General features: G+C 43.2%; 18 protein-coding genes. 10 read left to right on the top strand and 8 right to left on the bottom strand.

All coding sequences use genetic code 11. The features are described 5' to 3' along the window. Positions 1-8: 8 nt before the first annotated feature. Genes B2746_RS15135 through B2746_RS15125 form a run of 3 tightly spaced genes read left to right on the top strand, consistent with a single transcriptional unit; the run spans position 9 to position 4,742 of the window. Entirely contained in the window at positions 9-1,334 is a 1,326-nt protein-coding gene (locus B2746_RS15135; protein ID WP_290795547.1) for a MutS-related protein, read from the top strand. Between the two features lie 49 nt (positions 1,335-1,383). Next, a complete protein-coding gene (locus B2746_RS15130) occupies positions 1,384-2,928 on the top strand; it encodes a YifB family Mg chelatase-like AAA ATPase (RefSeq protein ID WP_290795546.1) in 1,545 nt (514 codons plus the stop codon). Between the two features lie 35 nt (positions 2,929-2,963). Next, positions 2,964-4,742 carry an ABC transporter ATP-binding protein gene (locus tag B2746_RS15125; RefSeq protein WP_290795544.1) on the top strand — a complete coding sequence of 593 codons (1,779 nt, stop codon included), beginning with the start codon at positions 2,964-2,966 and terminating at the stop codon, positions 4,740-4,742. On the opposite strand, the gene B2746_RS15120 is transcribed toward B2746_RS15125, so the two are convergent. The 5 genes from B2746_RS15120 to B2746_RS15100 form a co-directional block, all read right to left on the bottom strand. Further along, on the bottom strand, positions 4,723-5,274 hold the full coding sequence (locus B2746_RS15120; RefSeq protein WP_290795542.1) for a hypothetical protein: 552 nt from the start codon (positions 5,272-5,274) through the stop codon (positions 4,723-4,725). The two genes, B2746_RS15125 and B2746_RS15120, sit on opposite strands and share 20 nt — an antisense overlap. Before the next feature lie 28 nt (positions 5,275-5,302). Next, positions 5,303-7,654 carry a TonB-dependent receptor gene (locus B2746_RS15115; RefSeq protein WP_290795540.1) on the bottom strand — a complete coding sequence of 784 codons (2,352 nt, stop codon included), beginning with the start codon at positions 7,652-7,654 and terminating at the stop codon, positions 5,303-5,305. 69 nt (positions 7,655-7,723) lie between these two features. Beyond that, positions 7,724-9,568 carry a tetratricopeptide repeat-containing sensor histidine kinase gene (locus B2746_RS15110; protein ID WP_290795538.1) on the bottom strand — a complete coding sequence of 615 codons (1,845 nt, stop codon included), beginning with the start codon at positions 9,566-9,568 and terminating at the stop codon, positions 7,724-7,726. Next, positions 9,565-10,209 (bottom strand): response regulator transcription factor, encoded by a 645-nt coding sequence (locus tag B2746_RS15105; protein WP_290795536.1) that lies wholly within the window; start codon positions 10,207-10,209, stop codon positions 9,565-9,567. Before B2746_RS15105 ends, B2746_RS15110 begins: the two co-directional genes overlap by 4 nt. Positions 10,210-10,354: 145 nt before the next feature. Further along, positions 10,355-11,530: a thiolase family protein gene (locus B2746_RS15100; protein WP_422653617.1), complete on the bottom strand. Its 1,176-nt coding sequence runs from the start codon at positions 11,528-11,530 to the stop codon at positions 10,355-10,357. A 144-nt stretch (positions 11,531-11,674) separates the two neighbouring features. Between B2746_RS15100 and B2746_RS15095 the strand changes: the two genes are divergently transcribed. Both B2746_RS15095 and B2746_RS15090 read left to right on the top strand, forming a co-directional pair. Further along, positions 11,675-12,721 carry a quinone-dependent dihydroorotate dehydrogenase gene (locus tag B2746_RS15095; protein ID WP_290795532.1) on the top strand — a complete coding sequence of 349 codons (1,047 nt, stop codon included), beginning with the start codon at positions 11,675-11,677 and terminating at the stop codon, positions 12,719-12,721. A 30-nt stretch (positions 12,722-12,751) separates the two neighbouring features. After that, on the top strand, positions 12,752-13,576 hold the full coding sequence (locus B2746_RS15090) for a TerC family protein (protein WP_290795531.1): 825 nt from the start codon (positions 12,752-12,754) through the stop codon (positions 13,574-13,576). A 3-nt stretch (positions 13,577-13,579) separates the two neighbouring features. Here the strand turns inward: B2746_RS15090 and B2746_RS15085 are convergent, their stop codons facing one another. Beyond that, positions 13,580-14,281, bottom strand: coding sequence for an RsmE family RNA methyltransferase (locus B2746_RS15085; protein WP_290795529.1), 702 nt, complete (start codon positions 14,279-14,281; stop codon positions 13,580-13,582). After that, complete coding sequence (dnaB, locus tag B2746_RS15080; RefSeq protein WP_290795528.1) at positions 14,281-15,849, bottom strand: replicative DNA helicase; 1,569 nt, start codon at positions 15,847-15,849, stop codon at positions 14,281-14,283. Before dnaB ends, B2746_RS15085 begins: the two co-directional genes overlap by 1 nt. Positions 15,850-16,407: 558 nt before the next feature. On the opposite strand from dnaB, the gene pheT reads away from it, so the two are divergent. The 3 genes from pheT to B2746_RS15065 are packed head-to-tail and all read left to right on the top strand — an operon-like array spanning position 16,408 to position 19,430. Further along, positions 16,408-18,834 carry a phenylalanine--tRNA ligase subunit beta gene (pheT, locus tag B2746_RS15075; RefSeq protein WP_290795526.1) on the top strand — a complete coding sequence of 809 codons (2,427 nt, stop codon included), beginning with the start codon at positions 16,408-16,410 and terminating at the stop codon, positions 18,832-18,834. Continuing rightward, positions 18,834-19,124 (top strand): hypothetical protein, encoded by a 291-nt coding sequence (locus B2746_RS15070; RefSeq protein WP_290795525.1) that lies wholly within the window; start codon positions 18,834-18,836, stop codon positions 19,122-19,124. The genes pheT and B2746_RS15070 overlap by 1 nt, the downstream gene beginning before the upstream one ends. A gap of 3 nt (positions 19,125-19,127) precedes the next feature. Continuing rightward, positions 19,128-19,430 carry a cell division protein ZapA gene (locus B2746_RS15065; protein ID WP_290795523.1) on the top strand — a complete coding sequence of 101 codons (303 nt, stop codon included), beginning with the start codon at positions 19,128-19,130 and terminating at the stop codon, positions 19,428-19,430. On the opposite strand, the gene B2746_RS15060 is transcribed toward B2746_RS15065, so the two are convergent. After that, complete coding sequence (locus B2746_RS15060) at positions 19,427-20,554, bottom strand: TlpA disulfide reductase family protein (protein WP_290795521.1); 1,128 nt, start codon at positions 20,552-20,554, stop codon at positions 19,427-19,429. The genes B2746_RS15065 and B2746_RS15060 overlap by 4 nt on opposite strands. Positions 20,555-20,709: 155 nt before the next feature. Between B2746_RS15060 and rny the strand changes: the two genes are divergently transcribed. Together rny and rplS are read left to right on the top strand one after the other, a co-directional pair. Further along, on the top strand, positions 20,710-22,275 hold the full coding sequence (rny, locus tag B2746_RS15055; RefSeq protein ID WP_290795519.1) for a ribonuclease Y: 1,566 nt from the start codon (positions 20,710-20,712) through the stop codon (positions 22,273-22,275). 1,106 nt (positions 22,276-23,381) lie between these two features. Continuing rightward, the gene (gene rplS, locus B2746_RS15050) at positions 23,382-23,741 is read left to right on the top strand and encodes a 50S ribosomal protein L19 (RefSeq protein ID WP_290795517.1); all 360 of its coding nucleotides are present in this window, start codon (positions 23,382-23,384) and stop codon (positions 23,739-23,741) included. Positions 23,742-23,919 lie beyond the last annotated feature (178 nt).

Here is a 23,919-nt window from a genome sequence, read left to right as displayed (position 1 = left end):
AACAGCCTATGGATATAGATAAAATTTCCTTACTGGACCTTAATATTTTCCATCCGGAAGAGGAATACTCTATTTTTCACCGGCTTAATTTTACCCGCACCGTGGAAGGGAAGGAATGGCTTCGGTTGCGGTTCCAGGAGCCTTTTCATGATTTAAAATCAATCAATCAAACACAACAAATTCTCCGGCTGATTCATGAAGCACTTGACAACTGGCCGGAAGACATTACCAATGGAACCCTGATGGTAATGGAAAAATTTTTTAGCACACAGCTGGATAGTATTCCACACGATAGCAGTTGGATAAATGCCCATTTCTACAAATTGTTTCACAGTCCCGATTACGCGATCATCCGTTTCAGTTTGCTGCATTTCGGTGATTTCATCAGAGGAATAAGAAAAATCATACGGCTTTTTGAAGAGAAAACCCTGCCACCTAATCTGGTAGCCATTCTGGAAAGAGCAAATCGTTTAACAGAAGATGTACACCTGCAAACCTTAGCAGAACTTCAAAAAGAAACCGTTCTTAGTCCAAAACAGGTGCTTTATTTTGGTCACTATATCCGCAACCGATTCAAAAATGCTACGACCGAGTTAATTGAAATCTATGGAAAACTCGATGGCTGGTACGGGATGGCTGCGGCAATGCGGCATTTCAATCTCAAATTCCCGGTATTTGAACAATCCGAACAACCTTTTATTGAAGCACGGGGATTATTTCATGTATTATTGGCAAAACCGGTAGATTATGATCTTCATTTGGATCAGCAGCATAATTTTCTTTTTCTGACCGGCGCCAATATGGCAGGCAAAAGCACTTTTATCAAATCCGTTGGCGCTGCGGTTTACCTTGCGCACCTTGGAATGGGGGTACCCGCATCTTATTTACGGTTATCTTTATTTGATGGCATACTCAGCAATATTAATCTCACAGACAATATCGTAAAAGGAGAAAGCTATTTTTTTAACGAAGTCCAACGAATTAAAAACACCATCCTTAAAATAAATGATGGACGAAAATGGCTGGTACTAATCGATGAATTATTCAAGGGAACCAATGTTCAGGATGCCATGAAATGTTCTTCCACCGTTATTGAAGGCCTTATAAAAATCAACCATTCTCTTTTTATATTGTCCACTCACTTATATGAAATTGGAGAAGGATTAAGAATATTCCCCAATATTATTTTTCGCTATTTTGAAACCGAAGTAAACGATGACCAGTTAAATTTTAGCTATCAATTAAAGGAAGGTATCAGTAATGATCGCTTAGGTTATCTGATCCTAAAAAGAGAAAAGGTGGTGGAATTACTGGAGCAAATCCCCGCAAAATAAGGGTTAAAGAACGGTTGACCGGAATTCCGGCCTGAACTACCTTGGTCAAATGTTAGTGAAAACATTTGGCAGTGCTGTGAATGGTGTGGACGCAATCACAATTTCAATAGAAGTTAATGTAACCATTGGAACGCATACCTTCCTGGTCGGACTACCCGACAATGCAGTAAAGGAAAGTATGTTACGAGTTGAAAGTGCGATTAAAGCAATCGGGTTTTTTATGCCCCGTACCAAAGTGATCATCAATATGGCACCTGCGGATATCCGTAAAACAGGAACTGCTTTTGATCTACCCATTGCTGTTGGAATACTAGCCGCTACCGATCAGCTCATCCATCTGGAAACTTTACAAAACTGGGTACTCTGTGGAGAATTGGGATTGGATGGAAACATTCAATCCATACGGGGAGCCTTACCCATGGCTTTAACAGCCCGCAAAGAAGCCTTCAGTGGTATTATGCTGCCTTTCCAAAATGCTAATGAAGCCGCCGTTGTTGAAGGCTTGCCGGTTATTGGTGTGCGCTCACTTTTGGAAGTAATTCAACTACTGGAACAGCCAAATCAAGTAGTTCCAATAAAAAGCAATTCAACCGACTGGTTCAATCAGCCAATGGTATATAACCAGGGAGATTTCTCCGATGTAAAGGGACAGGAAAATATAAAACGTGCTATGGAAATCGCGGCGGCAGGCGGGCATAATCTTATTTTGATTGGTCCGCCTGGTGCTGGCAAAACCATGCTGGCAAGAAGAATACCTACGATTCTGCCGCCACTAACGCTTGATGAAGCATTGGAAACAACCAGGATTCATAGTGTAGCCGGCAAATTGAACAGCAGTAATTCATTGGTTTGTCAGCGTCCCTTCCGGCAACCACATCATACCATCTCTCATATGGCCATGGCTGGAGGTGGGAGCAACCCGATGCCAGGCGAAATCTCACTCGCACACAACGGTGTATTGTTTCTGGATGAATTACCTGAATTTAATCGTTCAGTTCTGGAAGTTATGCGTCAACCGATGGAAGAACGTAAACTAACCATTTCAAGAGCAAAATCAAGTGTCGACTTTCCGGCCGCATTTATGCTCGTGGCATCTATGAATCCATGTCCCTGTGGTTATTATAATCATCCGGAGAAAGAATGCAGTTGCCCTCCGGGAGCCGTTCAGAAATACCTGCAAAAAATCTCCGGCCCACTTTTGGACCGGATTGATCTTCAAATTGAAGTAACTCCGGTTCCCTTCCAAAACCTGAGCAGCAATCAGCCGGGGGAACGTTCACAATTGATACGAAACCGGGTAATCAAGGCAAGAAAAATTCAGGAAGACCGACTGAAATCCAATCAGGGGATCTATTGCAATGCACAATTGAACACTTCATTGATGAATCATCACTGCAGACTGAACCAACCGGCTCAACAATTGTTGAAGACTGCAATGGAACGTTTAAAACTATCCGCCAGGGCATATGACCGCATTATCAAAATGGGAAGAACCATTGCTGACCTGGCTCAAATTGACCAGGTTTTGCCGGAACATATTGCCGAAGCTATCCAGTACCGGAGCCTCGACCGGGATAATTGGGGCTGGAAATAGGGATTGTCTTAATTTAGTGTTCTACCATTATTTTTATGAAACTACTCTTACAGTACCTCAAACCATACAAGTGGCTGGTTCTTCTTACCCTTTTATTAGCATCGATCAACAGTGGATTTTCCCTTCTTGATCCGATCATCTTTGGTAAAATCACCAAAGCTGCTTTTACCTATAAAGAATACGAAAGCTGGGGAAGTTTTGCCCAAAGTATCGGCTGGCTACTCCTTGCCTCTATCAGTGTGGCCATGGTAAGCCGGATAGCAAAAGCTTTTCAGGATTATTTCTTCAACGTAATAACTCAAAAATTTGGAGCCAAGGTATTTACCGATGGATTACAACATGCCATGAAATTACCTTTTCATGAATTTGAAGATCAGCGAAGCGGTGAAACACTGAGTATCTTACAGAAAGTGGAAACGGATACGGAAAAATTCATTTCCAATTTCATAAATGTACTTTTTGGTGTATTTGTAGGCATCCTGTTTGTATCAATTTATGCCTTCAATATTCACTGGTCGCTGCCCCTCACCTATTTTGGTGGTATTCTGTTATTGACCATACTCACCAATGCATTGAGTAAGCGGATCAAAACCATACAGAAAAACATTGTATCCCAAACAACCTCTCTGGCCGGAAGTACCACCGAATCACTTAGAAATATCGAATTGATAAAAAGTCTGGGATTAACCGATCAGGAAGTAAAACGGTTGAATAAAAATACGTACAAAATACTCGGGCTGGAACTTACCAAGGTCAAGCGCATCCGAAGTCTGAGTTTTGTACAGGGTACATTTGTAAACACATTGAGACAGGCCATTCTGTTTATTCTGTTATGGCTGATTTACAGGGAACATATGGCTCCCGAACAACTGGTTACCATGCAGTTTTTTTCTTTTTTTATTTTTGGACCTTTGCAGGACATAGGAAATATTATCATTTCTTACAGGGAAGCAGAAGCATCTCTGAATAATTTCAAAACCCTGATGCAAAAGAAACCGGAACCCAGACCAGCACATCCCGTACTGCTGGAAGGAATTGAGCAGCTCCGTTTCGACAATGTGCATTTTAAACATAAAACAGCGCAGCAACATGCCTTACAAGGCATCAGTTTTGAAGTAAGCAAGGGACAGACCATTGCCTTTGTTGGACCCTCCGGATCTGGTAAAACAACCCTGGTTAAATTATTGGTAGGTTTATATCGGCCGCAACAAGGCAGCATTTCCTACAATACGATCAACGAAAACGATGTTGATTATGATGAATTGCGCAAACAGATTGGTTTTGTAACGCAGGACACGCAACTATTTGCAGGTACCATCAGAGAGAACTTATTATTTGTAAAACCCGGCGCAACGGATGAAGAATTACTGGATGCTCTTTATAAAGCCAGTTGCCATAGCCTGCTTAAAAAAGCAGAAAACGGCCTGGATACCTTAATCGGAGAAAGCGGACTGAAACTAAGTGGCGGCGAAAAACAACGTTTATCGATTGCCCGCTCGTTGTTGCGTCAACCCAAATTGTTGATTTTTGATGAAGCGACTTCTGCGCTGGATTCTTTAACAGAAGAAGAGATAACTACAACAATCAGAACAATTTCATCTTTACGATCACAGATAACTGTACTGATTGCACACCGGCTCAGCACCATTATGCATGCCGATAAAATCTATGTACTGGAAAGAGGAGAAATAGCAGAGACCGGTACCCATTACCAGTTATTGGAGGATAAGGGTCTCTACTATGCTATGTGGAGGCAACAGATTGGAGAAAGGAAAACTCCTACTGCACAACCAATTACTGAACCTTTGCAGTAAAATTCAGATCAATATCTGTTTCTCCCTTGGTTACTGCATCACCGCCAGCCTTTGAACCTGGTTTGTGTTTTAAAACAACCCGAACTGTTCCTGTTGATGCTGCGCCGGTTGCCCAGGTGCTGCTTAATCCAATAGGCAGGTTTTTGCTGTCCAGGTCTACTCGTGTGATGTCAATATCCGCACCGGAAGGAATAAGAAAAAATTCATGATCATCGGCCTCTTCTTCAATTTCGTCCGTAATACTTTCTGCCGGATTAACACTTTCATTCAGGAGTGTAATAGAACAGGAATAATTTGCATTCGGCTTTAAAATGATTTCATCAAAAGTTGAAGGAGGATTTCCACCTTCACCATCCGTATCACGAAAAACTACTGAAAAAGCATTTACAGTACCCACTTCCTGAAAGCTAAGTGCAACCGTGGTTATGAGTTCTTCTTCATTTACTACTTCATCTTTGTCTTTGGAACAGGCGCTCATAGTAAAAGCCAATAAGGCGGCTCCGCTAAACAGCTTTACCCATCTTGTTTGCATGATGTTCTATTTTATGGTTTGATTAGACTCAATGTTGTTTTCCCAAAGGGATCATCACTCTTAATCCAATATTCCTGCCAATATCCCAGGCGAAATACCGAAACGCGTTCATATAATCGCGATAGGCTGAATTTAACAGGTTGGTTACCGTAAACGTCAAATGCAATGGCTGCTTTCCCCAGATTATTTTGGTTCCTGCTTCCAGATTAGCCAAAAGATACGCTGGTGGTGGTGGTGCATAATCTGATTCAAACCGGATGGTTCCATCCGGATTTGGTTTTTCAATATTACCGGTAGCCGGCACCCTTGTTTGCCTTAGCACCTGTTGTCCGCTTAGTTTTATATAACTGTCCTGCCAATGCCTGGCATTTCCAAATTCATAGATAAGTCCTGCTTCGTATCGATCTGCCGGCATTTGAATCAACCAGTCGTCTGCGCTTTTATCCCATGCTCTGAGTATGGATGCTTTGGCTTCTGCTTTCCAGTGCGCTGTCAGCGTATAACCAACATTAGCGTCCAATCCATGTAATCTTGCATTCGTCTGCTCAAATGAAAAAGATGGAAAGGCTCCGCGAATGGTTAATACAGGCGGATAATCAGGTGCCAGATAGATAAAATTCGAAATATCCTTATAATAAAATCCCAGATCGATTGTCCACCTGAATGGCTGGTAGTTCAGGTTCAGCATCCAGCTATTGGCTCTTTCCGGATTCAAATCGGGATTTCCTGTTTCAATTCTGGCTGAACTATGATGAAGGCCATCGCTGTACAATTCATTTATTTGCGGCGATCGCCAGGCTGTCGAAAAATTCAAGGTTGTACTCAACTCCTTATTCCACTGATAACTGGCTCCTGCCGAGCCTGAAAAATTACTGAATTGCTGATCGGGAAATTGCTGGTTATTATTATTTTCAATATTGAACATGGATCTCCAATCGTATCGGATTCCCGCTTCCAGCATCCATTTTCCCTGCGTCCATTTTTCTATCAGGAATGCTGCTCCATTCCAGGCCTGGTAATTAGGAATAAAAACCCGTTGTTTATAACTGTCATTAAACTGGTAGGCTCCGCTGACACCAATGGTTCCACGCAATCCGTTCCAGCTATTATGATCCCAAACCAGATCGGTGCCCACTGTACTAATGCTCAGATCCAGTTGAGGCGCATCCGAACTGGAGGCAAATCGTTTTACATCATATTCCATCCGGTTATTATATTGTCCGGATAAGGTCCAGTTCAATTTACCTGCAGTACCGGTTGTATGAAATGCTTTCAGCTTCACGAGGTGATGATGCACCTGCTGATAGGGTCGGTCAATGGTATAGGTAAAGGGCGCCGATTTAACTTCTTCTGATGGCTCGCCCCGCTCAATTGCAGTTTCCAAATCCGTTACATTTCCAATATGAGCACCCCGAAAAATGCCCAGCTTTGTATTGAAATTGCTGTAAAATAATTCCAGTCCGCGATGTTGCTGTTTCCACCCGGCAGCAACTGAAAAATTATATTCTTCAATTCCTGAATTCATGAGCCAGTAATCAGGTGTTCTGGAATTACCGCCTCTCTTTAAAGTTCCCTGTAAACGCCAGCTGAATGCGGGATGACGCGATGAATTATTTTCGAGAATGCCCGATAACACCCCCTGCCTGTTATTACTAAAAAAAGCTGTATTTATTTCTCCGTAGAGACCCGGTTCCACGGGTAATAATCTGGGTTCAACCAGTACAACGCCCCCAATTGCATCGCTACCATAACGGATGCTGCTGGCTCCTTTTATTACGGTTATGCGGTTGGCAATATAGGGATCTACCTCCGGAGCATGCTCACTTCCCCATTGTTGCGATTCCTGGCGGATTCCATTGTTCAATACCAATACCCGGTTACTATGCAATCCATGAATTACTGGTTTGAAAATATTTGCCCCTGTCTGTAAAATATTTACGCCACTGATACTTCGAAGTGATTCTCCCAAACTGCTGCCTCTGGTTGCTGCCAGTTGTCGGCCTTTTAATTCTTCCGCAACCGCAGTGCCATGCCGGTGAGTTGCACCTACTACCACTACTTCCTCCAACTCACTGTGAGCATGAGGTAAAACAAAGTCTTTTGCCAGGTCATCTTTCAGGTGGATATGTGATTCAAGTGGCTGACAACCAATATGGGTAATCAGGATATTATAGCTTCCCGGACAAAGACCTTCAAACTGAAAACGGCCATTGGCATCTGATTCAACCACCTGCCGGGTGTCTTTGATCCGAACAGAAGCTCCTGCCAGCTTCTCCCGTGTATCGGAATCGGTAACCACCCCACTAAACCGCAGAATACATTGTGCCTGACTGCTGTTCAACAAACAACATCCGATAAGAATTCCTGCTAATCTTCTCAAATTCCGCACCTTTTACTGTTAAGACCACAAATCTAGGAAATTCTCAAAATTTGCAACAATGTTTCTTTTTTATTTTTTAAACCGGATGATAAAGCGGCTTCCAATACCTGGATTCCCTTCATACTGCAAACTTGCATTCAATTCATTGGCAAGGCGTTTTACAATAGCCAATCCCAGCCCGGTGGAAGATTCGCCGGCTGTAGGCCGTGCCGATAATTGACCATATTTGGTAAACAGTCGTTGTTGATCTTCTTTGCTGATACCGGGACCATTATCCTCCACAATAATATCGGTAAAGGCCGAATTGTTATCAATCCGTACTTGAACCTGCTGTCCGGGTAAACTAAATTTCAACGCATTGGAAACCAGGTTTTCAATAATCCGTTTTAAAAGTGACTGATCCGCAAAAAGAAATACTTGCTGCTCCGGATCAGGACCGGAAAGTTTAATTTTTTTCTCGCTGGCTGCGGGCTGAAAATGCTCCACCAAATGATGCAAAAAAGCAGCAAGATGAATTTCTTCCAGTTCCATTTTTTCCATTCCGGTACCTTCCTTTTCGACTTCCAGAATATGGCGAATCAATTGTTCACCATTCTCAGCAGCTTTACGAATATTCTCAGTCGCCTTTTTCTGATCCGGTGCCAGGTTATGGTCGGCTTCCAGTAACCTGCTCCACATATGAATGCTGGAAAAAGGCGTGCTTAAATCATGTGAAACAATACTGATCAGGGTATTTTTTTCCTGATTCAGCAATGAAAGTGATTCCTTTTGCCTGTTGATTACAGCATTCACTTTTACCAGCTTTTGATTGGAATTTCTATAAATAAATAAAATTATACTGATCAAAACGAGTATGAGAAATGCTGCCAGACTTAAGGAACGAAGATTTCGGTTATTCAGTTTTTCTTTTTCAATGGCAGCCTGTAACAACTGATTTTTTTTCTCCCTGTCTTTGGCATTAAAACGCTCCTGCATTTCTGCAATGGAAGCGGCCATATCCTGATTTACCAGCGCTGTATCCAACTGATACCATTGTTGCTGATACTGATAAGCCATGCGGTATTGACCCAGGCGCTCATATAATTTTGCCAATAACGAATATGATTCAGCCTCTTTGGATCGGGAGTTTAATTGTTTGGCCAGGCGAAGCGCTTCATCACAATACATTCTTGCAGAATCCAGCCTTCCCAACTCAATATAAACATCGCCAATATTCAGATAATCTGTCCAAAGATTCCCCAATTGATCGGGCGATTGATGCAGTGATTTATTGGTTCTGAAATATTGAAGTGCTTTATAGAAATCTTTCTTTTTAAAATAAACATTCCCCAGGTTATTATAAATGGTTGGCAGCGTTTCGGAAGTATTATAGGCGGTTGATAAACGAAGTCCCTCTTCCAGAAAAAGCAATGCACTATCCGGTTTATTCAGCAGGTTATAAATTGCACCGAGATTGCCCAGCCCGGAAATTATATTGGAGACCTCCCCTCTTTGCATGGAGAGCTGTAAAGACTGTCTGTAAACATCTCTGGCTTTTTCATATTGTTTAACCTCACTGTACGTAATGGCCAGATCACTTAATGCCGCAATCTCATATTCCACCAATTTAGCTGATCTGGCATCATTCAGGGTTTTCAAGTACCATGAAATGGCTTCTTCATAATTTCCTGCGTACTCTTCTGCCAATCCTTTTAATCGGTTTGAAAGAATAAAGCCTTTACTAAACCCTAATTGACTGGATGCTGTTTCAATCAGAATGGCATTCGATTTTAAAGAATCTATACGATCCTCAGAATAATCAAGCGATTGATCGTATAGATTTTTTATGGCATTGGTATCGGATACCTGAGCCTGAAGATGCAGGAAGCCAAAGCAAAAAAAAATGGCTGGCGATATGAGCCGGAATTTTATCAATCGATAAGATTATTCCTCAAAGCAAACTTCACTAATCCTACGGTATTCTGAACACCTAGTTTGGCAATGAGGTTTTTCCGATGTGTTTCAATCGTACTGATACTTAAAAATAGTTGTTGAGCAATTTCTGCGTTGCTGAATTCTTTGCAAACCAGCCGGAGTACTTCAATTTCTCTTTTGGATAAAATTTCATCAACTTTACGATCTTCAATAGTTAGTGTATTCCGAAAAGTTTCAGATCCCATTATATCTATTTCCTTACTGAAATAAGTTCCACCTCCATTCACCGTTTCAATCGCATTTACCAATTCATCCACCGAGGCATTTTTCAATATATAACCCTGAATCTGAAACTTGGATAATTTATGAACATAACGGGTACCCCTCATCAGGGTGAGGTATAAGATCTTCTGCTGTGGGCGGGTCTTTCGGATTTCCTTCAACAATACATCTTCCTCCATATCAGGCAGATTCACATCTAACAATAAAATATCTTCTGCTGAAAGTTGGGGAAGCTGCTCCAATAAATCAGTGGCAGTCTGACAGGCACCGGTCACCTGAATTGTGGATTGCTTTGCCAATAATAAAGAGAGCCCTTCCAGATACATTTCATGATCATCGATAATAAAAACCCTGGTCATAGCTTGCTTGCTGTTTAAAAGAATCATGGTTAACGGACCGTAAACCTATTACAAAGAAACTATATTTTACCCTATATATACAGGAAAACGCCGAATTGGAGTCCGGCGTTTTCATAAATATTCACATCTTACTGAAATATACTACTTATAAATTTTCTATAATACCTGCAATTCCCTGTCCACCTCCAACACATGCGGTAACCATTCCATATTTTTTGCCCAATCTTTTCATATCATGAATAACCTGAATACTTAATTTGGCACCGGTACATCCCAATGGATGTCCCAATGCAATGGCACCTCCATTAATATTAACCTTTTCAGGATCCAATCCGGCTTCCCGAATAACTGCCAGCGACTGACTGGCAAATGCCTCGTTTAATTCTATCAGATCAACCTGTGACAGGTTTAGTCCCGCTTGTTTTACTGCTTTTGGAATGGCTGCAACTGGCCCAATTCCCATGATTCTTGGATGTACACCGGCACTGGCACAACTAACCAGGCGGGCTATTGGCTGAACCCCCAGTTCTTTCACCATCGATTCACTCATTACCACTACAAAGGCAGCCCCATCGCTTGTTTGAGAGGAATTGCCTGCAGTTACCACACCACCGGCAGCAAAAGCAGGTTTAAGTTTTGCCAAAACTTCCAGGCTGGTATCGGCTCTCGGCCCTTCATCCGTATCAACGATATATTGTTTTTTCTGTTTTTTCCCTTTTTCATCCAGATAAACCTGTTCCACATTCATCGGCAAAATGCCTGCTTTAAAATAGCCGCTTGATATGGCATGGATTGCCTTTTGGTGACTATTATAAGAAAACTCATCCTGGGCTTCCCGGCTGATTCCATATTCTTTTGCAACCGCTTCTGCAGTTAATCCCATGCTCAGGTAATAATCCGGATTTTCAGTTGCCACACTATAAGCTGGAACCGTTTTCCACCCGGCTGTTGGCACCATACTCATGCTTTCAGTACCTCCTGCAACAATACATTCTGCCTGGCCACTTTGAATTTTGGCTGTAGCAATAGCGATTGTTTCCAAGCCACTGGCACAATACCTATTCACCGTCATTCCAGGCACTTCAATTCCCAATGCCCTGACGGAAATCATCCTGCCAACCTGTAGTCCCTGCTCCGCTTCCGGAACAGCATTACCCACAATTAGATCATCCACCCTGGTTGGATCCAACTGAGGAATCGTTGCCATCAGTCCCTTTATCAGGTCAACCGCAAGATCATCCGGACGATAAAACCGAAATCCTCCCCGTTTTGATTTTGCTACTGCAGTACGAAATCCCGCCACGATATAAGCCGTTTTCATCTGAGAAGTTTGAAGTTTGAAATAAGAAGTGGTGGCCACTTCCATATTGGTTGCATAAACAACCTTATTACCCAAATTTAAAGGAAACTGCGTAGATGGAAAAGATTTTTTTGTTATGCCCCCCCAATGGTTTTTTTTTGGAGTATGTATTCATTTTTACGACGTATTCTTTTTTGGTTACCTGCAGAAACTGCCCATTATTTTTCAATGAACTGCCTTCAATTGGTAAGCAGTATCCCTTTTTTGCGTAACTGGATCAGCCGGAAGTTCAGTTATTCTGAAGCCCGGCCGGTGCAGGCATTTGGATTAAGCTTCAAAAACGGCGTTGGGCTTGCTGCAGGTTTCGATAAAAATGCCCGCTACCTGCGGGAACTGGAATTGCTTGGTTTTGGTTTCATTGAAATTGGAACAGTAACACCAAAACCTCAGGATGGAAATGAAAAACCCCGGCTGTTTCGTTTACCAAAAGATAAGGCACTCATCAACCGAATGGGATTTAACAACGAGGGGGTAAAAGTGGTGGCGGAACGATTGAAAAACTGGAAACTGACGCAAGAGAGCCGAAATCTCAGAACTCCCCGGCTGATTATTGGTGGCAATATTGGAAAGAACAAACTGACCCCCAATGAAGATGCCTGGAAAGATTATGAAATCTGCTTTCGTGAATTGTTTAATGTGGTCGATTATTTTGTCGTAAATGTTAGTTCACCGAATACACCGGGACTTAGGGCCTTACAGGAAAAGGATGCCCTCCACAAAATTCTTTCTCATCTGCAAACGATCAACCAACAGCAACCGCATCCCAAACCGCTGTTTTTGAAAATCGCACCAGATCTTACGCTGGAACAGGTAAACGATGTGGTTGATCTGGCAAGGGAAATACATCTGGATGGATTGGTTGTAAGCAATACCACTATTTCCCGTGAGCATTTACAAACCGGTCAGCAGGAATTGGATGCAATTGGTGCCGGTGGATTAAGTGGAGCTCCCTTACGGCAGCGTGCAACTGAATTGGTTGAATATATCAGTAAACAATCCAATAGCGAAATTCCAATCATTGCAAGTGGCGGTATATTTACCGGCCCTGAAGCCCGTGAAAAAATGGATGCCGGTGCCTGCCTTGTGCAGGTGTGGACCGGATTTATTTATGTTGGTCCAACTATTGCTAAGGATATTTGTAAATCTCTCTAAGCTTTTACCCAAACCCAGTTAGTTTTTATTATGGAACATCTCTTAACCTCCGAAAGTATTATCAGCTTTATTATTCTGGTTATACTGGAAGTAGTGCTCGGCATTGACAATGTGATATTCGTAAGTATTATTATGAATCGGTTGCCGGATGTCAAAGACCAGAAAAAAGCAAGACGCTACTGGATGATCATTGGCATTATTATGCGTAGTCTGTTATTGTTGGGATTGAGCTGGCTGCTGGCTCAAAAAGGAAAAAACCTGTTTCACATCGGCTCCAAAGGATTTGACCTCGCCAGTCTGGTTATGCTGTTAGGCGGACTCTTTCTTATCTATAAATCCGTTAAAGAAATTCACCACAAACTGGAAGGAGATGATCCAAATAAAGCGGCCGAAAAGAAAGCCGGACTTGGATTTGCACAAGCCATTACGCAGATTGTAATTTTGGATGCAGTATTTTCTTTCGACAGTATTCTGACTGCCGGAGGAACTGCCAAACATGTTGAAATTATGATAGCCGCAGTTGTTATTGCCATGTTTGTGATGTTCCGTTTTAGTCCGAATATTTCCGGATTCATTCATAAACATCCAACACTGAAAATGCTGGCGCTTTCCTTTTTGGTAATGATTGGATTAAGTCTGGTAATTGAAGGTTGGGATAGTGAAGCAGCCCACCAGCTTCACCTGAAAAACTATATTTATTTTGGAATGGCCTTTTCAGTTGGCGTTGAAATGCTGAATATGGCTATGCGCAAAAAAACCAGGGTTGCACCGGTTGCATTACGAGAACCTCAGTTAAAAAATGCAGGTTTTTCAACAGATAAAGATGCCGACGGATATTCCGATATGGCTCGTTGATGATCAGGAAACACAAAGCAGGGTTGCACCTACGAGACCGGCAGTTTCGGTTCGAAGACGGGTATCACCCAAAGTAACCGCTTCGAATCCGGCCTGTAATGCCAGCTCAATTTCCTGAGGAGTAAAATCGCCTTCCGGACCAATAAGCAGTAATTGATTGTTTCCTGCACCTATTTGAGTTCTTAAGGATTTGCGTTCTGTATCCAGACAATGGGCAATCCATTTCTGTGAATAATTTTCCTGTTTTATCAAATCAGCAAATCGAACAGGCTGAATAAGTTCCGGTAACCAGGCCTGTTGGCTTTGCATTAATGCACTGATCAGGATTTGCTGCATCCTGTCGTGACGAAACTGTTGTTTTTCGGTACGTTGTGCAATCAGCGGAATGATGGCAGAAACGCCGATCTCTGTTGCTTTTTCAAGAAACCATTCAAAGCGGGTAGTATTCTTAACCGGAGAAATAGCAATGGTAATTTTTTTAACTGGGGGAGGCAATACCTCTTTTTTAATTAAATCGACGATCGCCTTTTTTTTATGTGCTTCACTAATCCGGCATTGAAGCAGGTTTCCTTTCCCATCGGTAAGCTGCACTCCCTCCCCTGTCTGCATACGGAGCACGGCAACCATATGCCTTGAATTTGCTTCATCCAGCAGAATCCTGTCTTCTCCCTGGTATTGGTTCAGGTAAAAAAAAGGAAGGGCCATTAAAATGGAGTTTCATCATCATCAAAAGGAACATCGTTCATCCGGCTGCCGATTTGGCGATAACCGCTTTGATCCGGTCCGGCTGCAGGCCCGGTTGGACCAATCGGCTTCCAGGCTCCCGGCATTGGTCCGGATGGCGGACCATCACCCCCTTCCACTCCTTCATCCACAAATTTCTGGATATGAAGCATTGCGCGGAGTTTGATGGTTTCGAGTGAACCGTTCCTGTGTTTTGCGATCCGAACATGGGTTTCCCCTTTTACGCTTTCACCGTGTTCATTGGCATTCACATCATAGTATTCGGGACGGTAAATAAACATTACCATGTCCGCATCCTGTTCGATGGCACCGGATTCCCGGAGATCACTCAGCTGCGGCATTTTATTACCTTCTTTCCTGGTTTCCACCGCCCGGCTCAACTGGGAAAGTGCAATAATCGGAACTTCCAATTCTTTTGCCAGTTGTTTGAGAGAGCGGGAAATCTGTGAAATCTCCTGTTCCCGGTTGGTATTCCCGCCGGCACCACTCATCAGCTGCAGGTAATCGATGATGATCAGGCCGAGATCGTGTTTATTTTTAAGGCGACGGCATTTCGCTCTCAATTCGAAAATGTTGAGGGCTGCCGTATCATCAATGAATATTTTCGCTTCCGACAAACGCTGAATGCCTTTGGCATAGAGCTGTTTCATCTCATATTCTTCCAGTTTACCGCGACTGATTTTTTCCAGCCAGATTTCTGATTCTGCAGAAAGAATCCGCTGAACTAATTGTCCGGCACTCATCTCCAAACTGAACACAGCCACCGCCGTTGGGCGGGTCGGACTCAATGCAGCATTCCGGGCCAGGTTAAGCGCGAAGGCGGTTTTACCCACCGCGGGACGAGCAGCCAGGATGATCAGATCGGTTTTTTGCCAGCCATAAGTAACCTTGTCAATACTCGGGAAGCCCGATGGCACACCGGAAATATCCTCCGTTTGGTTCCGCAGGTCTTCAATCCGCTGAACTGTCTGCACCAATACCGAGTCGATAGCACTATAATCTTTCCGAAGGTGATTGTTGGTGATATCAAACAACTTGCTTTCCGCTGAATCCAACAGATCAAATACATCGGTTGAATCTTCATACGCATCAGAAATCACCTCACCGCTGATCCGAATCAGTTCGCGCTGAATAAATTTCTGAAGAATAATTCTGGAGTGCGCATCAATATTGGCGGATGAAACGACGGTATTCGTCAGCTTGGTTACATAATATGGACCACCAACCATCTCCAGTTCCTCCCGCTTTCGGAGTTCTTCAACAATGGTCAGGATATCAATCGGCTGGCTTTTTTGAGACAGGGATTGCATTGCCTTAAAGATCCGCTGATGCGAATCCACATAAAAACATTCGGGCTTCAGGATTTCCACCACCGTATCAAAGGCACTTTTTTCCAGCATGATGGCCCCCAAAACCGCTTCTTCCAGGTCTTTGGCCTGGGGCGGTACTTTACCGTACACCATGGTACTAAGGTCCATAGTGCCTTTCCGCCTGTTTTTACGGTCTTTATTAATATTTGTAAGATCCATTTGAACTATTCAACGTTACCAGAACATTATGAAATCGTGAATCGGGTGTTAACACCCCTAATCAGGACGGCGAATATAGACCTGCACCCAACTCCGAAAAAATTTTTTAAACCGTTTAGTTTTACTTAAGTAATGCAGGTGCTTATCCACAGGAATCAGACGGTTATCCACCTGATTTGGTGGGCTATCCACAATTTAAAAAAGTTTTCCTTGATTAGCCGAAGTTTATACACACCACTTGTGAACAAAGATTTAAGGCAGAATCGTTGGCCACATACCAGGATTACCAGAATGGCGTTTGCGGCTGCCGGAGCTGCTTCAGGCATCTCAAATTTCACCTCAAACCAAACAGGAACAAGCCTTTCAGGATTTGCATCAAATCGACAATTTACCTCAAACACCTACTGGAAAAAGGTTTCACGGGATTTAAAAAATCCGTGAAAACACCTATTTCCAATTTATGCCCTGTTTCACTACTGTTTCACGCCTTATATACTGCGGGTTTTTCGAAGCCTCTACAATCTGTTATATTTGCGTTCTTAATTGATAATTACCTACATGACGATTTCTTATAATTGGTTGAGCGATTATTTACCCGTTTCGGTTGACCCTGAACGGTTGTCCAGAATTCTTACTTCGATTGGACTGGAAGTTGAAAACATGGAACCCTATGAATCTATCAAAGGCGGACTAAAAGGATTGGTGGTTGGAAAGGTTCGCTCCTGTGAGCGGCACCCAAATGCGGATAAACTTACCCTTACCAAGGTTGATATAGGTGGAGAAGCATTACTTTCCATCGTTTGCGGGGCACCGAATGTGGCACCCGGACAAACCGTGGTAGTAGCACCTGTGGGCACTACAATTTATCCCTTTTCTGGCGATCCCCTCACCATGAAACTGGCTAAAATAAGGGGTGAGGAAAGTCAGGGTATGATCTGTGCAGAAGATGAAATCGGACTGGGGCCCGATCATGGAGGAATTCTACTTTTACCCGATACACTTAAAGCCGGCACACCCGTAAATCAGCATATCCAGGTTTACACCGATATCATTTATGAAATTGGGCTTACCCCCAACCGCATGGATGCCATGAGCCATATGGGGGTTGCGCGGGATGTGGCTGCTTATCTTACCCATCACGATAAAAAAGAACTACGGATTAAAACGATTTCTGTAAATAGTTTTAAAGTACAGGAACAATCGCTTCAGATAGAAGTGGAAATAAAAGATCCTGTTGCCTGCCAGCGATATGCCGGTGTAAGCATATCAGGTATTAAAGTGGCTGAATCACCGCAATGGTTAAAAGACCGTCTGCTTGCAATAGGATTGCGTCCAATCAATAATATTGTTGATATCACCAACTATGTTATGCATGAAACCGGACAGCCGCTTCATGCGTTTAATGCTGCTGCAATCAAAGGGGGAAAAATTATCGTTCAGCAATTGCCGGAAGGAACCCCTTTTATAACACTGGATGAAAAAGAACGCCGTCTGCATGCAGATGATCTGATGATCTGCGATGCAGCAGAAGGGCTTTGTATAGCCGGTGTTTTTGGTGGAATCGGCAGTGGTGTAACAAATGAAACAACACAACTCTTTCTTGAATCGGCATGGTTTAATCCCAGCATGATTCGCAAAACTTCTTTCCGACACGGATTGCGCACGGATGCAGCAGGAAGATTTGAAAAAGGCGTGGATATTTCTCAAACGGTGTATGTTCTAAAAAGAGCAGCCCTCCTTATCAGGGAAATAGCCGGCGGCGTAATTGCATCCGATATCGTTGATATCTATCCGAATCAGGAAGAAAAAAAACAGGTCGCCATCAAATACCATTACCTGAAAAAATTAAGTGGCAAAAACTATCATCCCGATACCGTAAAAAAGATTCTGGAAGCATTAGGCTTCGAAGTTTTGAAAGATGGAATTGATGAGCTGCGGGTATGTGTTCCCTTTAGTAAACCGGATATTTCCATCCCGGCCGATATAGTGGAGGAAATTATACGGATTGACGGACTTGACAATATTGAAATTCCTCAGGCCATTACTATCACCCCCTCTGTTGAAAATGATGTAGATGGAAAGCTGCGGGAAAAGCTGGCCCAATACCTGGCCGGAGCCGGTTTCAGAGAAATTCTGACCAACTCAATTACCAATAGTGCCTACTATACGGAAGAACAGTTGCAGGGTACGGTTAAAATGCTGAATAACCTTAGTGCTGAACTCAATATTTTACGTCCGTCTATGATGGAGACAGCGTTGGAAGTTATTTCGTATAACCTTAACCGCAAGAACGACCAGTTGCGGCTTTTTGAATTTGGAAAAACCTATTCCACCACCGGGCTTGGTGAATATCAGGAAGAAAACCATTGTTGTGTTTACCTGAGTGGTTTATATACGGAAGCCTCGTGGAGGCAGCCGGCACAACAGGCCGATTTGTATCTCCTTAAAGGGGTTGCGGCAAAACTGGCTGCAGCTCTTGGATTACCTACATTAAAACTGGAAGAAGCAGCTTTAACCGGATTTCAACCCGGATTTAATTTATTGGCAGGCAAGGAAAAAATTGGCGTGATTGGACAGGTTTCAAAATCCAAGATGGCTCAGTTTGATTTGAAACAGGCCGTTTATCTGGCAGATCTGAATTGGAATACCCTTGTAAAACTTGCCACCAAAAACAAATTGAGTTTCCGTGAGCTGCCAAGACAGATTGCTGTGGAACGGGATCTTGCCCTGCTCGTAAACCGTACGGTAGCTTATAGTTCCATCGAATCGGCCATAAAAAAAGCAGGAGTTCAAAAACTTTCCGGAACCCGTTTGTTCGATTTATTTGAAAGTGACAAACTGGGGACAGATAAAAAATCGGTAGCGGTCAATTTCTCTTTTCTGGACGAAGAAAAAACCATGACGGATAAGGAAATTGATGCATTGATGCAAAAGCTGATCCAAACACTGGAAAAAGAAATTGGTGCAGAAATCCGGACATCCTGATGGAATCGATTCTCCAACATATAACCCGAATCCAGGAAAAACTGGCGGAGGTGCAGAAGCAACACCTGCAATTGAAGAAAGAACAGGATCGTCTGCAACAAACCCTGCAGTTATTCCAGGAAAAAGACAAACTGCAGCAATCCCGTATCGAAGAATTGGAAAGGCAGCTGGAGGTGGTACGGGCTACGCGTCCCGCTACCATGAACGAAGCCGATCGGCAGGCACTGGAGAAAAGGATCAACCAGTACCTGAAAGAGATTGAACAGTGTATTGCACTTTTAAACGAATAGGTAATGTCAGATCAACTCATTCCCGCCAATATTGTAATAGGAGATCGTACCTACCGGATCAAAATCAGGGTTCAGGATGAGGAAGCCGTACGTTCCACTGTAAAGCTGATCAATGATAAAATCATTGAATTTAAAACCCAGTTTTCGGCTAAAGACATGCAGGATTATATAGCTATGGTACTGGTCTGGTATGCCACAGAGCAAAGCTCCAATACCCGCACTGATCTGGATACCCAGGCTGTCCAGGACAAACTGGATCAGTTGGAAACATTTCTTGACAGGATGAAAGACAATCAGCCTGTTTAAGGCATTAACTCCTGCAATTTCAGCAACAGGTCTTTCCCCTTCAGGTTTTTTGCAATGATTTTACCCTGGGGATCCAGCAGGAGGTTTTGCGGAATTGCATTGATTCCATATTGAACTGCTACGGAATTTTTCCAGAATTGAAGATCAGATACCTGGTGCCAGTTCAATTTATCGTCTTTAATAGCCTTCAGCCAGGCCGCGCGTTCGCCTGGCTGGTCCAGCGATACGCCTAAAATATCAAATCCCTTATCCTTATAAGCTTCATAAGCCGCAACCAGGTTGGGATTTTCGTAGCGGCAGGGACCACACCAGGAAGCCCAGAAATCGATCAACAGGTATTTTCCTCTTAAACTGGACAATGTAATTGGATTACCCAGCGTATCATTTTGGGTAAAATCAGGAGCGATCTGACCAATTGCAGTTAGTTTGGCGATATCAATTTTTGCTTTCAGTTCTCTTGCAGAAGGATAATTTTTCAATCCGGGAGCCAGTTTTAGAAACAAGGGCTCTGTTTTAACCGGATCAAGTGGAAAACCTGCTGATTCAATCAAAGCATATAAAGCAACGGGAGATTCGGGATGTTCCGCAGCAAATTTTCGTAGCACTTTTTCGCGGTGCTCTTCAGAAACCTCTTCAATTTCAATTTCCAGTTTCTGCATCCGGTTAGCTTCTTTTAATTTTCGAGCCAGCCGGTAGGCATTATATAGGGTATCGAGCCGAAATCGATAAGGGGCACCCGATTTGTCCAGTTCTGCATAATCCAACTGAGCAAGTGATCCATACACTATAATTTGGGAAAAACTGTCTGTATGAAGAATTCTGATAGTTCCAGCTTCCAGGAATAGTCCAAGAATTTGTGGTAAACCGGTTGAAACACCACCTTGACCGGCAACTGTGAGACTGGCCAGGGTAGGTTCCGGAATCTGGCCACTAAAAAAATAATTTCCATTGGCCACCTCGCTGCTGTCTTTTATCCACTGGTTACCCCGTTGGTATTGCAGGTAGAGTTTGGAAGGTTTCCGGTCCATTTTAGCAAAACTCCCCTGTAAGCTGAAGGATTGATCCTGAGCACTTACCGTTACCGATGAGCAAATAAGCAATAGGACCATACTTTTTTTAACCATATTGGATTCTTTACACCAAATTACGGCCTGGCATTAAAAGCTGCAACCTTTTATGCTATGAATTCGTATTTTCGCAAATTAGCGTCTTACTCAACCAGTTATGAGTTATTTTAGGGCCTTATGTACGATTGAAAAAAGATTAAAACAACCATTCAATGAACGAAACCTTAATGATATTGATTGTTGCCATTGTTGCACTGATAGTGGGCATTGTGGCAGGAAAGTTTATTTTTAAAGCGAATACTCAACAGAAAATCGATGAAGCGGAAAGCCAGGCACAGAAATTAATTAAAGATGCCCAGCTGCAGGCAGAAACTCTTAAAAAGGAAAAAATCCTGGAGGCAAAAGAGAAGTTTGTTCAATTAAAAGCAGACCATGACCGGGAAGTACTGGATCGGAACCGGAAACTGAGCGATGTTGAAAACAGAGCCAAACAAAAGGAGCTCAGCATTAATCAGAAAGAAGCCGGACTGGATAAACAGATCAAGGAGAACGAAGCCATAAAGGAAAACCTGAACCGCCAGATTGAGTTGGTGAATATCAAGCGCACGGAACTGGAAAAACACCAGGAAGAGCATATTCGCCGGCTGGAAAAGATAGCCGGATTAACGGCTGATGAAGCAAAAGCTCAGTTGGTTGAAAGCCTTAAAAATGAGGCGCAAACCCAGGCCATTGCGGTACAGCAGGAAATTATTGATGACGCCAAACAAAAAGCGAACAAGGAAGCCCGCAAAATCATCATCCAAACCATTCAGCGTACGGCTGCTGAGCAGGCAATCGAGAACTCGATAACCGTGTTTAATCTGGAGAGTGATGAAATAAAGGGACAGATCATAGGACGTGAGGGTCGGAATATCCGGGCATTGGAAGCTGCAACCGGTGTTGATCTGATTGTGGATGATACTCCGGAAGCGATCATTCTATCCTCATTTGACCCATTACGTCGTGAAATTGCCCGTCTGAGTCTTACACGTCTGGTAACCGATGGTCGAATCCACCCTGCCCGTATTGAGGAAGTAGTGGAGAAAACCCGTCGCCAGATAGAAGAGCAGGTAATGGAAATTGGGGACCGGACGGTAATTGAATTGGGCATCCATGGATTACATAAGGAACTGGTGCGGATTGTAGGTAAAATGCGCTTCCGTTCTTCTTATGGACAAAACCTCCTGATGCACAGTCGGGAAGTGGCCAATCTTTGCGGAATTATGGCATCTGAATTAGGAATGAATCCTAAACTGGCTAAAAGAGCCGGATTACTACACGATATTGGTAAAGTTCCGGATGAGGAATCTGAATTGAGCCATGCGTTGCTTGGAGCGAAGCTGGCAGAAAAATATGGAGAGAATCCCGCAGTAGTGAATGCTATCGGTGCTCACCACGATGAAATGGAAATGCAATATGTGATTTCTCCGATTGTTCAGGCCTGTGATGCCATCAGCGGTGCCCGTCCCGGTGCCCGCAGAGAGATTATGCAGCAATACCTGCAGCGGATCAAGGACCTGGAGAATATGGCTATGGCCTACCCGGGAGTAGAGAAAGCCTATGCCATTCAGGCCGGACGTGAATTAAGGGTAATTGTAGAAGCCGATAAGGTAACGGATGCCGACAGTGATCGCCTGAGCTTTGAAATTGCGCAGAAAATCCAAACCGAAATGACGTTCCCCGGCCAGATCCGCGTGACAGTGATCCGCGAGAAAAGAGCGGTGAATGTTGCACGATAGTGCAAGTAAAAAGTTAAAAGTAATAAGTTAAAAGTAGGGAGTCCGCGTGTGCAGGCTCCCCACTTTTATTTTACACCCGACGGGTAATTATTCAACACCTTACAAGGACGGCCTTCTCCACTCTCTCCCTTGACGAGACACCTCCTCCTCTTCCCCTCTTCATCTTCATCTCTTCATCTTCCACTCTTCCCTTCTCCGAACCTAACTCTCCTCATTTCTATTTCACTTTCGTCTCACCTCTAGTCTTTGCTCTCTCCTCGCTCCCTTGTCCATTCTCCCCTGCCAACTTTTGCTCCCCCCTCCACTTTCCCATCCTCTCTCCACCCTCCTCCTATCTCCTTTTTCCTACCTCCCTCCTCCTTTGCCCCTTGTTTTCCCAAACCACTATTATTGTTTGTAATTCCATTCTATATCGTTTGTAAATCATTTCTCCGTAGTTTGCATATCTGTTCTAAATCCTTTATCCGTCGATTCCCTATCGATTCCTTCTTGTTTCTCTATCGTTTCTGGCTCTTAGACGGCTTTTAGACGGCTTTTCACCTTCCCCCTTTTCTACTTTTACCCATTTTCTCCTTTTTCTCCTTTTTCTCCTTTTTCTCCTTTACCCAAACTTCATCCAAGCTTCATCCTATCCTCTTCCTTACTCCGATGAAACAAATAATCTTATCTTGAGCCATAACTCTTTAATTATTAACAACTAGTGTTCCAATTCAGTTTCTTTAATGCTTTTTCTGGATTATACAGAAACGCCTATTTGGCTGGCCCGACACAGATCCTTATTAAAAGCTGTTGGTTTGCAAAGACTTTTATAATGGTCAAAAAACGGCTTCAACCTTTCCTCCTTCTTCTTCTTTCCATCCTTCCCCTTTCCCCTTTGTCCGCTTTCACTTTTGTCCGCTTTCCCCCTTGTCCGCTTTCCCCCTTGTCCACTTTCCTCCTTGTCCACTTTCCCCCTTGTCCACTTTCCTCCTTGTCCACTTTCCTCCTTGGGTGATTGAACTTCCTCTACCTGCCTGATTTTCGGAGTATTCCAACTTTTTATTTTTTACTTTTGACTTTTTACTTTCTTTCTATTACCTTTGCCGTCCGATTAAAAAAACAATGTCATGAACGCAGTAGCATTTGTTCACGAGCAGCTAACCCAGAAAAGAGAATTTCCGAAATTCAAGGCAGGCGACAACGTGACTGTAAACTATAAAATTGTTGAAGGTAACAAAGAGCGGATCCAGAGCTTTAAGGGCGATGTGATCAAACGCCAGGGTCAGGGTACTACCCAAACCTTCACCGTTCGGAAAATTTCCGATGGTATTGGTGTGGAAAGAACCTTCCCCCTGTTCAGCCCCAACATCGATTCTATTGCGGTGAACAAAGTTGGTAAAGTACGCAGAGCGAAACTCTACTTCCTTCGTGAACGTAGCGGCAAAAGCGCTCGTATCAAAGAAAAGAAAATGGCTGTTGCTAAATAAGCAATTCTATATACTACTTAAACCGCCTTTCGAGGCGGTTTTTTTATTTATTGCCACAGTTTGTATTTCAGTCTCATTTCCGTGGATGTCCCGTTCTTAAATTAATAAATGCCAGGTCACCGGAGTTTAATGATTACGAAATTTTGGTTTCTCCTTTCCTCCGTTGTCTCCTTTTCCT

This window comes from Flavihumibacter sp. UBA7668, assembly GCF_002483205.1.
GTDB lineage: Bacteria > Bacteroidota > Bacteroidia > Chitinophagales > Chitinophagaceae > Flavihumibacter.
Note: the sequence above shows the minus strand (reverse complement) of the source record. Positions and strands in the feature narration are given on the sequence as shown.

Coding starts and splice junctions, on each gene's coding strand:
- B2746_RS15135 (WP_290795547.1), top strand. CDS start 9: ATGGATATAGATAAAATTTCCTTACTGGACCTTAATATTTTCCATCCG.
- B2746_RS15130 (WP_290795546.1), top strand. CDS start 1,384: ATGTTAGTGAAAACATTTGGCAGTGCTGTGAATGGTGTGGACGCAATC.
- B2746_RS15125 (WP_290795544.1), top strand. CDS start 2,964: ATGAAACTACTCTTACAGTACCTCAAACCATACAAGTGGCTGGTTCTT.
- B2746_RS15120 (WP_290795542.1), bottom strand. CDS start 5,274: ATGCAAACAAGATGGGTAAAGCTGTTTAGCGGAGCCGCCTTATTGGCT.
- B2746_RS15105 (WP_290795536.1), bottom strand. CDS start 10,209: ATGACCAGGGTTTTTATTATCGATGATCATGAAATGTATCTGGAAGGG.
- B2746_RS15100 (WP_422653617.1), bottom strand. CDS start 11,530: ATGAAAACGGCTTATATCGTGGCGGGATTTCGTACTGCAGTAGCAAAA.
- B2746_RS15095 (WP_290795532.1), top strand. CDS start 11,675: ATGTATTCATTTTTACGACGTATTCTTTTTTGGTTACCTGCAGAAACT.
- B2746_RS15090 (WP_290795531.1), top strand. CDS start 12,752: ATGGAACATCTCTTAACCTCCGAAAGTATTATCAGCTTTATTATTCTG.
- B2746_RS15085 (WP_290795529.1), bottom strand. CDS start 14,281: ATGGCCCTTCCTTTTTTTTACCTGAACCAATACCAGGGAGAAGACAGG.
- dnaB (WP_290795528.1), bottom strand. CDS start 15,849: ATGGATCTTACAAATATTAATAAAGACCGTAAAAACAGGCGGAAAGGC.
- pheT (WP_290795526.1), top strand. CDS start 16,408: ATGACGATTTCTTATAATTGGTTGAGCGATTATTTACCCGTTTCGGTT.
- B2746_RS15070 (WP_290795525.1), top strand. CDS start 18,834: ATGGAATCGATTCTCCAACATATAACCCGAATCCAGGAAAAACTGGCG.
- B2746_RS15065 (WP_290795523.1), top strand. CDS start 19,128: ATGTCAGATCAACTCATTCCCGCCAATATTGTAATAGGAGATCGTACC.
- B2746_RS15060 (WP_290795521.1), bottom strand. CDS start 20,554: ATGGTTAAAAAAAGTATGGTCCTATTGCTTATTTGCTCATCGGTAACG.
- rny (WP_290795519.1), top strand. CDS start 20,710: ATGAACGAAACCTTAATGATATTGATTGTTGCCATTGTTGCACTGATA.
- rplS (WP_290795517.1), top strand. CDS start 23,382: ATGAACGCAGTAGCATTTGTTCACGAGCAGCTAACCCAGAAAAGAGAA.